Origin of the sequence: Mycobacterium shinjukuense (genome assembly GCF_010730055.1) — a bacterium.
GTDB classification, from domain to species: domain Bacteria; phylum Actinomycetota; class Actinomycetes; order Mycobacteriales; family Mycobacteriaceae; genus Mycobacterium; species Mycobacterium shinjukuense.
Window position 1 is genome coordinate 3,729,952 of the sequence record NZ_AP022575.1, and the last position, 13,169, is coordinate 3,743,120.

The following is a 13,169-nucleotide window of genomic DNA, read 5'->3' on the forward strand; positions in this document are numbered from 1 at the left end:
CATATAGAGTCCGGGCATGAGCGACTACGGCTCGGAGGCCGTGGACCGGCTGCCGTTCTGCACTCCGGAAAAGGCGCAGCGCTACCACACGGACAACTTCCGCGGCGCCGTGGGACTCAATTGGTACATCACCGATCCCACCGTGCGGTTCATCATGGCCTACTACCTGCGGCCCGACGAGCTGGCCGTCGTCGAGCCCCACCTGGCGCGCATCGGTGAGCTGATGGGCGGCCCGGTTGCACGGTGGGCCGACGAAACCGACCGCAACCCGCCGCGGCTGGAACGCTACGACCGCTGGGGACACGACATCAGCCAGGTGGTGATGCCGGCATCGTTCACCCGATCCAAGCGCGCGGCGCTGCACGCCCAACGGGAGTTGCGGCAGCACGCGCGCGCCGCCGGAGTGCGTTCGTCGCTGCCGCTATTCGCGGCCAACTACCTGCTCAACCAGGCCGATATCGGGATGGGCTGCGCGCTGGGCACCGGTGGCGACATGGTCGAATCGCTGGTGGCCCGCTACGCGCCGGCCGACGTCCGTGACCACGTGCTGGCCAAGTTCGAATCCGGCGAGTGGGACGGTGAAACGGCGCAGCTGCTGACCGAACGTACCGGCGGCTCCGACCTGGGAGCGCTGGAAACGACGGCAACCCGCCGCGGTGATGCCTGGCTGCTGAACGGCTTGAAGTGGTTTGTGTCCAACTGCGCCGGGGAGGCGTTCGTCGTCCTGGCCAAACCCGAGGGCGCTCCCGACACGACCCGCGGCGTGGCGACCTTCCTGGTGCTGCGCACCCGTCGTGACGGCTCCCGCAACGGGGTGCGGATCCGCCGCCTGAAGGACAAGCTGGGCACCCGCTCGGTCGCCTCCGGCGAGGTCGAGTTCGTCGACGCCGAGGCCTTCCTGCTGTCAGGGGAACCTTCCGCAGACGCCGGCCCCGCCGACGGCAAGGGGCTGGGCCGGATGATGGAGCTGACCAACGCCGCGCGGCTGGGCATCGCCTTGTTCGCCCTCGGCAACGCACGCCGGGCCCTGGTCGAGTCGCTCTGCTACGCCCGACAGCGCCACGCCTTCGGTGGCGCGCTGATCGACAAGCCGCTCATGCGCCGCAAGCTGGCCGAGCTGATCGTCGACGTCGAAGCCGCCCAGGCGCTGGTGTTCGACGGTACCGGCGCCACCAACCACCGCCAGCCCCGCGGCCTGCGACAGCGCATCGCGGTGCCGGTGACCAAGCTCAAGGTCTGCCGGCTCGGGATCACCGCGGCCTCGGACGCCATCGAGATCCACGGCGGCAATGGCTACATCGAGACCTGGCCGGTGGCCCGGCTGCTGCGCGACGCGCAGGTGAACACCATCTGGGAGGGCCCCGACAACATCCTGTGCCTGGACGTGCGGCGCGGGATCGAGCAGGCACACGCCCACGAGACGCTGTTGGCGCGGCTGCGCGACGCGGTGTCGGTGTCCGACGACACCGGGGATGGCGGGGCGACCACCCGGCTGGTGGCCCGCCGCGTCGAGGACCTCGACGCGGCGATCACCGCGTGGGCCAAACTCGACCCCGAGGTGGCCGAGGCGCGGCTGTTCCCGCTGGCCCGGTTCATGGGCGACGTCTACGCCGGCGCGTTGCTCATCGAGCAGGCCGCCTGGGAGCGGGAAACCCGGGGCGCCGACCGCAAGGCGCTGGTCGCCCGACTATACGCACGGCGGTACCTGGCCGATCGCGGGCCGCTGCGCGGCATCGACGACGAGTCCGAGGAGGCCCTCGAACGTTTCGACGAACTCGTGGCGGGCGCGTTCACCGCCGAGCAGACGTAAAAGCCCCCAAATTCGGCACGAATTGGGGGCTTTTACGTCTGCTCGCCGCTAAACCGGGATCAGGCCGTGCTTGCGTCCGACCCGCCACCACAGCTGCTTGTCCCGCAGCAGATGCATGGACTTGCGCAGCAGCAGCCGGGTCTCATGCGGGTCGATGACCGCGTCGATGAACCCGCGCTCGGCGGCGATCCACGGGATCGCCATGTTGAGGTTGTAGTTCTCCACGAAGCTCTTGCGGATCGCCTGCGCCTCCGGCGCGCTCGGGTCGGGGAACCGCTTCATCAGCAGCTGCGCGGCGCCGTCGGCGCCGATCACCGCGATCCGCGCGGTCGGCCAGGCGAAGTTCAGGTCGGCGGTCAACTGCTTGGACCCCATCACCGCGTAGGCGCCGCCGTAGGACTTGCGGATCGTGATCGTCACCTTCGGCACGTCGGCTTCCACCACCGCGTACAGGAACCGCCCGCCGCGCTTGATGATCCCGTTCTTCTCCTGGGCCACACCGGGCAGGAAACCGGGCGTGTCCACCACGAACACCAGCGGGATGTCGAACGCGTCGTTGAACCGGATGAACCGCGCCGCCTTGTCGGACGCTTCGTTGTCGATCGCCCCGGACATGTGCATGGGCTGGTTGGCCACCACGCCGACGGTGCGGCCGTCGACCCGGGCGTAGCCGGTGATGATGGCCTGCCCGGCCTGCGCGGCGACGTCGAGGAAGTCGCCGTCGTCGAAGATCCGCAGCAGGATCTCGTGCATGTCGTAGGCCATGTTGTCGGAGTCCGGCACGATCGAGTCGAGTTCCAGGTCGTGCGGGGTAATCTCGGGCTCCAGCCCGGGGTTGACGATCGGCGGATCGTCGAAGCAGTTGGACGGCAGAAACGACAGGAAGTCGCGCACGTAGGCGAACGCGGCGGCCTCGGACTCCACCACCTGATGGATGTTGCCGTAGCTCGCCTGGTGGTCGGCCCCGCCCAGCTCGTCCAGGCTGACCTCCTCGCCGGTGACGTCCTTGATGACGTCGGGACCGGTGACGAACATGTAGCCCTGGTCGCGCACCGCGACCACCAGGTCCGTCTGGATTGGCGAATACACCGCTCCTCCAGCGCATTTGCCCAAAATGATGGAGATCTGCGGCACCAGCCCGCTCAGCAGCTCGTGGCGGCGCCCCAGCTCGGCGTACCACGCCAGCGACGTCACCGCGTCCTGGATGCGGGCGCCGCCCGAGTCGTTGATCCCGACGATCGGGCAGCCGACCATCGCACACCACTCCATCAGCCGGGCCACCTTGCGGCCAAACATCTCCCCGACCGTGCCGCCGAACACCGTTTGGTCGTGCGAGAACACCCCGACCGGCCGGCCGTTGATCAGGCCGTGACCGGTGACCACCCCGTCGCCGTAGAGCGCGCCCGGATCGCCGGGGGTGCGGCACAGCGCCCCGATCTCCAGGAAGGTGCCCGGATCGACCAGCTCGTGGATGCGGGCGCGGGCGCTGGGGATGCCCTTCTTGTCACGTTTGGCGGCGGCCTTCTCGCCGCCGGGCTCCTGGGCCAACTCCAGCCGCTCACGCAGCTCGGCCAGCTTCTCGGCGGTGGTGTGGACGGTGGTGGCCGGCCCCGTGGTTGGCTCGGTGACTGTCACTGCTTGCTTACCTCACTCCGGCCGCGCACGGCCTCGATGTCATCCAGCGCGCGGCTCATGTGTTCGCCCACCTTGGCGATGATCGGCTCGTCGATGGCCTGGATGTGCTCGCCACCGATCGGCACCACCTCGAGGTCGGAGACGTACTCGCCCCAGCCGCCGTCCGGCTGGCGGACGGCGTACCGCGGCTCGAACATGATCGCGTCGTCATGGTAGCGATCGGCCATGTAGAGGGTGACGCGGCCGTCGTACGGCTGGATCTGGGCGGTGTCGATCGCCCGGTTGTCCAGATACGACGTGCGCTGGTGTTCGATGATCCCGGCCGGGATCTGCACGCCGCTCTGGCGCACGGCGTCGAGCACGAACCGGACCTGGCCCTCGTCGTCGAGCTCCTCCAGCTGCTCGTAGGGGATCGCGGGGATGGTCACGTTGAACGTCTTCTCGGCGAACCGGGCGTAGCGGTCCCAGCGCCGGCGGATCTCCTCCTTGGTCTGCGGGATCTCCTCGCCGGCGCGCACCGCGTCGATCAGCCCGACGAACGCGACGTCCTTGCCCAGCCGTTTGAGCCCGATCGCGCACGCGTAGGCCAGCACGCCACCCAGCGACCAGCCGACCAGGATGTAGGGCCCGTCGCCCTGCATCTCGATCAACTTGGGGACGTACTGCTGGGCGCGTTCTTCGATCGACCCCTCGACCCGCTCGAAGCCGTACATCGGGGTGTCCGCCGGCAACCGCTTCAGCAGCGGCTCATAGACCACCGTGGACCCGCCGGCCGGATGGAACACGAACACGGGAACCCTCGAGTCGCCCTCTGGCCGGGCCCGCAGGGTGCGGACGAACCCGTCCACCACACCCGCCTCGAGGTAGCCGCGCACCTTGTCGGCCAGCGCCTCGATGGTCTCCGACGACAGCACATCCTCGGCGGTGATCGGGCCTTCGGCGCGTTCGGCGAGCCGTTGCGCCATCTTGGCCGCGGTCGCCTCGTCCAGCTTGGGCAGCGGGTTGAAGATGCCACCCGCCGACTTGCCGGTGACGATCGCCCACGTCGCGAAGGTGACCCGCTCGGCGGCATCACGCGGCGGCACGTCGGAGTTCAGCGCCTCGGCGACGGCCTGCTGGTTGAGCGCATCCGCGGCGGCAGCCAGGTTGGGATGTCCGCTACCCGACGGGCCAGCAGGATCAGTCGGCGGCGGTGGAATCGAAACGTCCGACGCCGGGGGCATGGAAGGCGCTGCCCCGCTTAGTAATTCGGCCTGCGCCCGGGCGATCTCCTCGGCGGTCTGGGTCTTCTGATACTCGTGCAGCTGCTGAACCTCGTCGCGATGCTCGACCGCGTACTCGATCAACTTCTCGACGTTGTAGAGGTTGGCGTCACGCACCGCGGTCAGCTGGATCGGCGGCAGGTCGAAGTCGTATTCGACGCGGTTTTTGATCCGCACCGCCATCAGCGAGTCCAGGCCGAGCTCGATCAGCGGCACCTCCCACGGCAGGTCCTCGGGCTCATAACCCATGGCCGACCCGACGATCAGGCCCAGCCGCTCGGCGATGGTCTCACCGGAGTCCGGGGACCATCGGGTCATGTCACTGGGCATGTACCGGTTGGTCAGGCTGTCGGTCAGGGTCTCGGCTTCCGGCTCCTCGGCGGCCGGTTCGGCCGCGGCGGGCGTGGCCGTGGCAGCGATCGTCATGCCGGCACCGAGCGCCGTCGGCAACACCGACTCTTGACCCGCCCGGGCCACCAGCGCGTCGTACACCAGCGTGAAGGATTCGTCGATGCGGGCGTGCACCTGAACCGACGCGCCGCCCGGGTGCCGGGTCATGGTGGTAACCAGCCGGGCGCCCTCGCCGGGCACCGCCCGTTGCTCGGCGGCCGTCAGCTCCGCGTCCGGCAGCACCTGCGTCGCGGCCGCGGTGACCAACGCGGCCAGATCCGTCGCGCCGTCCCGGGGCGCGTATTCCCAGACATGTCGGCCGTCCGGCAGTGCGACATGGTTGCCCGGCATGACCACCGAGGCGTCGCCGGAGAAGTGCGCGGGCAGCCAGTGTTCCTTGCGCTTGAACCTGGTCGGCGGGATGTCGGCGTAGTCAAGCGGTCCGGTGGCGCGGGGGAACAGCGTCCAGATGTCCAGGTCGTGGCCGTAGACGTACAGCTGCGCCATCGCCGAGACCATCGACTCGACCTCGTCCTGCTTACGGGCCAGCGTGGGGATCAGCTGGGCGTCATGCAGACCGGCGGCGGCCGTGGTCAGACCCACCTGCATCAGCGCCACCGGGTTGGGTGCCAGCTCCAGGAAGGTGGTGTGCCCGCTGTCGACGGCGTTGCGGATGCCGTGGGTGAAGTAGACGGAATGCCGCAGCCCCTTCTTCCAGTACTCGACGTCGTGGATGGGCTCGCTGCCCGGCTTGATGTAGCGGCCCTCATGCACCGTCGAAAAGATCCCGCACGTCAGGCTCATCGGCGTGATGCCCTGCAGCTCCGCGGTGAGCTCGCCCAGCAGCGGGTCCATCTGCGAGGTGTGGCTGGCGCCCTTGGTTTGGAACTTGCGGGCGAACTTGCCCTCCGACTCCGCTCGGGCGATGATCGCGTCCACCTGTTCGGGCGGGCCGCCGATGACGGTCTGGGTGGGCGCGGCGTAGACGCACACCTCCAGATCGGGAAAGTCGGAGAACACCGTCTTAATCTCGTCGGCGGAGTACTCCACCAGCGCCATCAGCCGGATGTACTCGCCGAACAGCATCGCCTCGCCCTCACCCATCAGGTGCGAGCGGGAGCAGATCGCGCGGGTGGCGTCGCGCAGCGACAGGCCGCCGGCGAAGTAGGCCGACGCGGCTTCCCCCAGCGACTGGCCGACCACCGCGGCCGGCTTGGCGCCGTGATGTTTGAGCAGCTCACCCAAAGCGATCTGGATCGCAAAAATGGTGACCTGGGTGGTCTCGATGCCGTAGTCCCGGGAGTCGTCCAGGATCAGCTCCAGCACCGAGTAGCCCAGCTCGTCCTGGACCAGCGCGTCGACCTTGTCGATCCACTGCGCGAACACCTCGTTGCGCAGATACAGGCCCTTGCCCATCTTGCGGTGCTGCGCGCCGAACCCGGCGAGCACCCAGACCGGGCCGTTGGTCACCGGCCCGTCGACGCTGAACACGTTCGGCCGCTGCTTGCCCTCGGCGATCGCCCGCAGGCCCGTGATGGCCTCCTCGTGGTCGCGGGCCAGCACCACCGCGCGGGAGCGGCCGTGGTTGCGCCGCGACAGCGACCGGCCGATCGACTCCAGCGACGACGCCCGGCCTTCCGGGCTTTCCATCCAGTCCGCCAGCTCGGCGGCCGCGGCCTTCTTGCGCGACGTTAAAAACGCCGACACCGCCAGCGGAATCAGCGGCGGTGTCACTTCCTGCGCCGCAAGCTCTTCCAGCGCGATGTCCTTGAGCCGCAGCGCCTCTTCGGTGAGGCCGGGCAGCTCGGGCTCGGCGTCCTCGGCCACCCGGGCGTCGGTGATGATCTGGCCGTACTCGTCGAACCGCAGCGCGTGGCCTTCGAACGTGGGCGCCTCGGCCGGCGCCGCCGGGGTGTGGGCGGCCGGCTCGGGCACGGGTTCGGGTTCCCGTTCGATCACGTCGCGCGGCAGCACCTCACGCACCACCACGTGCGCGTTGGCACCGCCGAAGCCGAAGCTGGACACCCCGGCCAGCGCGTAACCGCCGTAGCGCGGCCAGTCGGTGGGTTCGGTGATCATCTTCAGGCGCATCGCGTCGAAGTCGATGTAGGGGCTGGGGCCGGCGAAGTTGATCGACGGCGGCAACTTGTCGTGCTGCAAGGCCAGCACCACCTTGGCCATGCTGGCCACCCCGGCCGCCGACTCCAGGTGACCGACGTTGGTCTTGACCGCCCCCAAAAGGGCCGGCCGATCGGCCGGACGCCCCCGGCCGACCACCCGGCCCAGCGCCTCGGCCTCGATCGGGTCACCCAGGATGGTGCCGGTGCCGTGCGCCTCGATGTAGTCGACGGTGCGCGGATCGATGCCGGCGTCCTTGTAGGCCCGCCGCAGCACCTCGGCCTGCGCGTCCTGGTTGGGGGCGATCAGGCCGTTGGACCGGCCGTCGTGGTTGACCGCGCTGCCGGCGATCACGGCCAGGATCTGGTCGCCGTCGCGGCGGGCGTCGTCCACCCGCTTGAGCACCACCATGCCGCCGCCCTCGGAGCGGGTGTAGCCGTCGGCGTCCGAGGAGAACGACTTGATCCGCCCATCGGGCGCCAACACCGCGCCGATCTCGTCGAAACCCAGCGTCACCATCGGCGTGATCAGCGCGTTCACCCCGCCGGCGACCACCACGTCGGCCTCGCCGTTGCGCAGTGCCTGCACGCCCTGGTGGATCGCCACCAGCGAACTCGAGCACGCCGTGTCGACGGTGACCGACGGGCCGCGGAAGTCGTAGAAGTACGACACCCGGTTGGCGATGATCGAGCTGGCGGTGCCGGTGATGGCGTAGGGGTGCGCGACCGTCGGGTCGGAGACCGCCAGGAAGCTGTAGTCGTTGGTGGAGCTGCCGACGAACACGCCGACGGCCTGGCCGCGCAGGCTCGACGCCGGGATGCGGGCGTGCTCGAGCGCCTCCCAGGTCAGCTCCAGCGCCATCCGCTGCTGCGGGTCGATGTTGTCGGCCTCGGTCTTGGCCACCGCGAAGAACTCGGAGTCGAAGCCCTTGATGTCCTTCAGGTAGCCGCCCCGGGTGCGGGCGTTGCGCACCCGCTCGGCCAGCCGCGGCTCTTCCAGGAACTCTGACCAGCGGCCCGCGGGCAGGTCGGTGATACCGTCACGGCCGTCCAGCAGCGCCTGCCAGGTCTCCTTCGGGCTGTTCATGTCGCCGGGGAAACGGGTGGACAAACCCACCACCGCGATGTCGACCCGCTCGGCCGGCCCGGTGCGCGACCAATCCACATCGTCGTCGGCAGATGTGCTTGTCTCCGGCTCGCCCTCGATGATCCGCGTCGCCAGCGATTCGATGGTCGGATGCTGGAACGCCACCGCGACCGACAGCGTCACCCCGGTCAAGTCTTCGATGTCGGCGGCCATCGCCACCGCATCCCGCGACGACAACCCCAGCTCGACCATGGGCACCGACTCGTCGATCGAGTCCGGTGATTTCCCGACGGCCTTGCCCACCCAGGTGCGCAGCCACTCCCGCATCTCGGGAACGGTCATATCGGTCTTTGCGGGGTGCCGCACGGGTGCGTCGTTCGCGTGGAGTTCGTCCAGCTCAGCCATGGGTACCTAGCTCAATCCGACTCGGTGGCAAAGATCGTCGGGGAACCCACACCACTGCGCAGGCTGCCGTCGAGGTAGGCGGCGCGGCATGCACGGCGGCCGATCTTGCCGCTGGAGGTTCGCGGAATGGTGCCGGCCTGGACCAGCAGCACGTCGCGCACGGTGACCCCGTGCCCGACGGCGATCGCCGCGCGGATGTCGTCGGCGATCGGCTGGTAGTCCAGCTTGTGGGCGCCGGCGGCGCGCTCCCCGACGATCACCAACTGCTCGGAGGTGTCTTCCGGGTCGAATTTCAGGCCGGCGTGCGGGTCGTCGAACACCTTCTGCGGCAGCTGGTTGGCGGGCACCGAGAAGGCGGCCACGTAGCCGACCCGCAAGGCCTTGGTGGCCTCCTGCGCGGTGTACTCCAGGTCCTGCGGGTAGTGGTTGCGGCCGTCGATGATGACCAGGTCCTTGATCCGGCCGGCGATAAACAGGTGGCCCCGGTAGTAGGCGCCGTAGTCGCCGGTGCGCACCCACAGCCCGTCGTCGGGCGCGCCCTCGGCGTGTGACTCGCTGATCCGGGACTTGAGGATGTTCCGGAACGTCTTGACGGTTTCTTCGTCCTTGCCCCAGTAGCCGATGCCCAGGTTGTTGCCGTGCAACCAGATCTCGCCGATCTGCCCGTCCGGCAGCTCGCTGGCTGTCTCGGGGTCGACGATGGCGGCCCATTCGTCAACCCCGACCTTGCCTGCGGAGACCTGCGCGACGGCGTTGGGCGCGTCGGCGGACACCTCGACGAAGCGCTGGTTGTTCAGCTCCTCACGGTCGACGTGGATGACGGTCGGTTTCTCGTTCATCGGGGTGGTCGAGACGAACAGCGTCGCCTCGGCCAGGCCGTAGGACGGCTTGACCGCGGTCGGGCGCAGGCCATAGGGCTCGAAGGCCTTGAAGAACTTGCGCATCGACGCCGGCGAAACCGGCTCGCTGCCGTTGAGGATCCCCTTGACGTTGCTCAGGTCCAGGGGCGGCTCGTCGTCGCGGGGCACACCGCGCACCGCGGCGTGCTCGAACGCGAAGTTGGGCGCGGCCGAGAAGGTGCCGCCGGTCTCCCCGGGTTTGCGGGCCAGCTCGCGAAGCCACCGGCCGGGCCGGCGCACGAACGCGGCGGGCGTCATGAACGTGAAGCTCTGGCCCAGCACCGGGGCCACCAAGGCGGTGATCAGGCCCATGTCGTGGAAGAACGGCAGCCAGCTGACCCCGCGGTCGCCTTCCGATCCCTCCAGGGCATTGAGCACCTGCAGCACGTTGGTGGGCAAGTTCAGATGGGTGATCTGCACACCGGATGGAATGCGGGTGGAGCCGGAGGTGTATTGCAGGTAGGCGATGGTGGTCTCGTCGGCCACCGGCTCCTGCCAGGTGGCCGAGACCTCGTTGGGCACCGCGTCGACGGCGATGACGCGCGGCCGTTCCCTGGCCGACCTGCTGCGGATGAACTTGCGGACACCCTCGGCCGAATCGCTGGTGGTCAGGATCGTCGACGGGGTGCAGTCATCGAGCACCGCGTGCAACCGCCCCACGTGACCGGGCTCGGCGGGGTCGAACAGCGGCACCGCGATCCGGCCGGAATACAGCGCGCCGAAGAAGGAGATGAGGTAGTCCAGGTTCTGCGGGCACAGGATGGCGATCCGGTCACCCGGCTGGGTGACCTGTTGCAGGCGGGCCCCGACCGCGCGGTTGCGCGCGCTGAAGTCGGACCACAAGATGTCGCGCGCAACACCGTCACGTTCGGTGGAGTAGTCCAAGAACCGATACGCCAGCTTGTCGCCGCGCACCTTCGCCCACCGCTCAACGTGACGAACCAGGTTGGTCCCTTTCGGGAACCTGATCTTGCCATGCACGATGAACGGGTTGTGGTACGTCATGCCGCCCTCTCCTGTCACAACACTGTCTTCAACGTCGGCTTGCGCCGGTGGGCTCGGCCTGCGCCGACGGTCCGATGCCGACCACGCGACGGTTACCCCTGCGCACGCACCGACCTCGGCCGGCGCACGCTTGGCGTGGGCGCGCCTGTCGTTGCCTTCGACCCGATCGGGTCAACCACATGCTCTTAAGTTTCTCTTAATGTTAAGGGCCGGTGCGCGGCAGACCAAATCACAAGGTACCGCCGATCGGCCCCGCTATCTCCGCACTCAACGCTGTGTCAACGCTGTGTCCGGCCGCGGCAAGGCGCACCTACCCGGCCCGGCCGTTCATCCATGCTTGGGATGGGGCGCCTTCTCGATAAGCCCCCGCGCCCAGTTCAACGTCCATTCGGTGGCGGGCTGCCCATCGGAGTTCCAGAACTCGGGGGTGGCATACATCGCGTGCACGGGCTGGCCGGCGCCGCCGGCCAGCGTGTTCAGCGTGGTCGGCAGGTTAGCGGGACTGAACGCCTCCCGCGGGGCGGCGCAGATCAGGTCGCCCGCGGCGCAGATCTCGTTGGTGCGACCGTCGAGGGCGCCGAAGCCGCCCGGCCGCGCGCCCGTCATCGTCAGGCCCAGCCCGGACAGCACCGGCACCTCGTGCAGGGTGACCTCGGCGCCCTCTCCCGGCGGGCTGGGCGGGACCTGGTTACCCACCCCGGGCTCACGACGGCCGTCTGCGATCAACGTCACTCCCAGGACCAAGTCCTCATCGACCGGCCCACGCCCGTTGCCGATGTCGCTGGCCACATCGCCCGCGATCACCGCACCCTGTGAGAAGCCGATCAGCAGGTAGCTGGTCAGCGGGCAGTTGTTGGCCATGTCGGTGATCGCCTGCACCATCGCGCGGGTGCCCTCGGCGCGGCTGTCGTTGTAGGACATCTGGTTGTCGGCGCTCAACGGATTGTGAAACTGCGCCGTATACGGAACCGTATAGGTCTGCACCCTGGACGCCGGGAACTGCCCAGAGATCGGCCCGGTCACGGTGAGCAGCAACGCTTTCGGGAATTGGACCGGCTTGTACGGGTCGTCCTGCGGTGACGACTCCCAGGTGCCGGGAACCGAGACCAGCTGCACGTCGGGGCAGGACGCGTCCTGGAAGGCGGGACGGGGTTTTCGCGGGTGCGACGGGGTGGCACCCGGCGTCAATACACCGGGCGGCACCGCGCTGGGCGGGGACTCGGGGCGGCGCAGCAGCATCACCCCGGCCACGATGACCAGCGCCACGACGACCGCCATCGCACAGGCCGCCGTCCAGGCGAGGATACGGTGGCGTCTACGCCGGGCGTTCTTGGCCATGTTCTCCTGCCAGCGGCTTGGGTGGGTGTCCGGTCGATCGACGGGCAGACCCGGTGGCCTCCGCTGGCATACCGACCGGGTCATCCACGCCGCCGCGACGCGACCATTCGGCCGTGCGCCGCACTCCTTACACGGTACCGGCTCCCGGAACCACGCCGTGGTCCTGCGCCCTTGGCCGGCGTTACCGGATGGCCCCGACGATATCGCCGGTCATGGCGCTCAGCTGGGCCGCCCACGAGCCCCAGCCGTTGTCACCGCCGCCGGGGAAATCGAAGTGCCCGTTGTGTCCGCCGACGTTGCGGTACTGCTGGTAGAAATTCCGGGCACTGCCCATCGCCTCAGCCGATGCACCCATCATGGCGGCGGGATTGCTGGCCCCGGGGTTGGTCGGACTCCACACCCACACCCGGGTGTTGTTCTGCGCCAGCAACGCGGCGTGCACCCACGGGTCGTGCCACTTCCACCGGCCCAGCTGTGGGGCGCCCCACATCCCGTTGCCGTCCACACCGCCATATTGCTGCAGGCCGGCCAGGATCGCCCCGTTGATCGTGGTGCTCGACGGATACAGAAACCCGGACAACGATCCGGCGAAGCCGAACCGGTCGGGGTGAAAGGTGGCCAGCGCCATCGCGCCATAGCCGCCCTGCGCGGCGCCCACCGCGCCGTGCCCACCCGGGGCCAGGCCCTTGTTGGCGGCCAGCCAATCGGGTAGCTCACTGGACAGGAAGGTGTCCCACTGCTTGCTGCCGTCCTGCTCCCAATTGGTGTACATGCTGTAGGCGCCGCCGGCCGGCGCCACCACCGAGATCCCCTTGCCGGCCAAGGTGTTCATCGCGTTACCCGCGGTCACCCAGTTACTGACATCCGGGGCGGCGTCGCACGCGTCCAGCAGATACACCGCGTGCGGTCCCCCGGCCAAGAACGCGACCGGGATGTCGCGGCCCATCGCAGCCGAGGGCACCATCAGGGTCTCGTACGGGGCGGCGTTGGCCACGCCCAGGGATCCCGGCGTCGCCGCCGCAAAGCCCGCCGCGACGGACAACGCAACCACGCAGAGCGCCCGTGTCAGCACCGACAGACCCCTCATGTCCACCTCCATCCCGCGGGGTCCGGGCAAGGCCCGGCTCGCAAGGTAGCTAACCACACCGCGCACGCTCGGATAAAGGGGAGATGAGACGACCAGCGGCGGCAACCCGGCCGGGTTGCCGCCGCTGGTCGTGG

6 protein-coding genes are annotated in these 13,169 nt (G+C 69.0%); 1 reads left to right on the plus strand and 5 read right to left on the minus strand.

Going from position 1 to position 13,169, the window contains the following annotated elements; genetic code table 11:
• The first annotated feature begins 16 nt into the window (after nucleotides 1-16).
• Nucleotides 17-1,810 carry an acyl-CoA dehydrogenase family protein gene (locus G6N20_RS16865; protein ID WP_163663105.1) on the plus strand — a complete coding sequence of 598 codons (1,794 nt, stop codon included), beginning with the start codon at nucleotides 17-19 and terminating at the stop codon, nucleotides 1,808-1,810.
• A gap of 48 nt (nucleotides 1,811-1,858) precedes the next feature.
• On the opposite strand, the gene G6N20_RS16870 is transcribed toward G6N20_RS16865, so the two are convergent.
• The 5 genes from G6N20_RS16870 to G6N20_RS16890 form a co-directional block, all read right to left on the minus strand.
• The gene (locus tag G6N20_RS16870; RefSeq protein WP_083046703.1) at nucleotides 1,859-3,445 is read right to left on the minus strand and encodes an acyl-CoA carboxylase subunit beta; all 1,587 of its coding nucleotides are present in this window, start codon (nucleotides 3,443-3,445) and stop codon (nucleotides 1,859-1,861) included.
• Nucleotides 3,442-8,643: a polyketide synthase Pks13 gene (gene pks13, locus G6N20_RS16875; RefSeq protein ID WP_372516384.1), complete on the minus strand. Its 5,202-nt coding sequence runs from the start codon at nucleotides 8,641-8,643 to the stop codon at nucleotides 3,442-3,444. The genes G6N20_RS16870 and pks13 overlap by 4 nt, the downstream gene beginning before the upstream one ends.
• A 74-nt stretch (nucleotides 8,644-8,717) precedes the next feature.
• Complete coding sequence (gene fadD32 / locus G6N20_RS16880) at nucleotides 8,718-10,610, minus strand: long-chain-fatty-acid--AMP ligase FadD32 (RefSeq protein WP_083046701.1); 1,893 nt, start codon at nucleotides 10,608-10,610, stop codon at nucleotides 8,718-8,720.
• Nucleotides 10,611-10,937: 327 nt separating this feature from the next.
• Entirely contained in the window at nucleotides 10,938-11,948 is a 1,011-nt protein-coding gene (gene culp6 / locus G6N20_RS16885; protein WP_083046700.1) for a carboxylesterase Culp6, read from the minus strand.
• Between the two features lie 181 nt (nucleotides 11,949-12,129).
• Complete coding sequence (locus G6N20_RS16890) at nucleotides 12,130-13,035, minus strand: esterase family protein (protein WP_083046772.1); 906 nt, start codon at nucleotides 13,033-13,035, stop codon at nucleotides 12,130-12,132.
• Between the last annotated feature and the right edge of the window lie 134 nt (nucleotides 13,036-13,169).

Excerpts from the sequence above, each read along its gene's own strand:
- G6N20_RS16865 (WP_163663105.1), top strand. The coding sequence starts at position 17 with ATGAGCGACTACGGCTCGGAGGCCGTGGACCGGCTGCCGTTCTGCACT.
- pks13 (WP_372516384.1), bottom strand. The coding sequence starts at position 8,643 with ATGACCGTTCCCGAGATGCGGGAGTGGCTGCGCACCTGGGTGGGCAAG.
- fadD32 (WP_083046701.1), bottom strand. The coding sequence starts at position 10,610 with ATGACGTACCACAACCCGTTCATCGTGCATGGCAAGATCAGGTTCCCG.
- culp6 (WP_083046700.1), bottom strand. The coding sequence starts at position 11,948 with ATGGCCAAGAACGCCCGGCGTAGACGCCACCGTATCCTCGCCTGGACG.
- G6N20_RS16890 (WP_083046772.1), bottom strand. The coding sequence starts at position 13,035 with ATGAGGGGTCTGTCGGTGCTGACACGGGCGCTCTGCGTGGTTGCGTTG.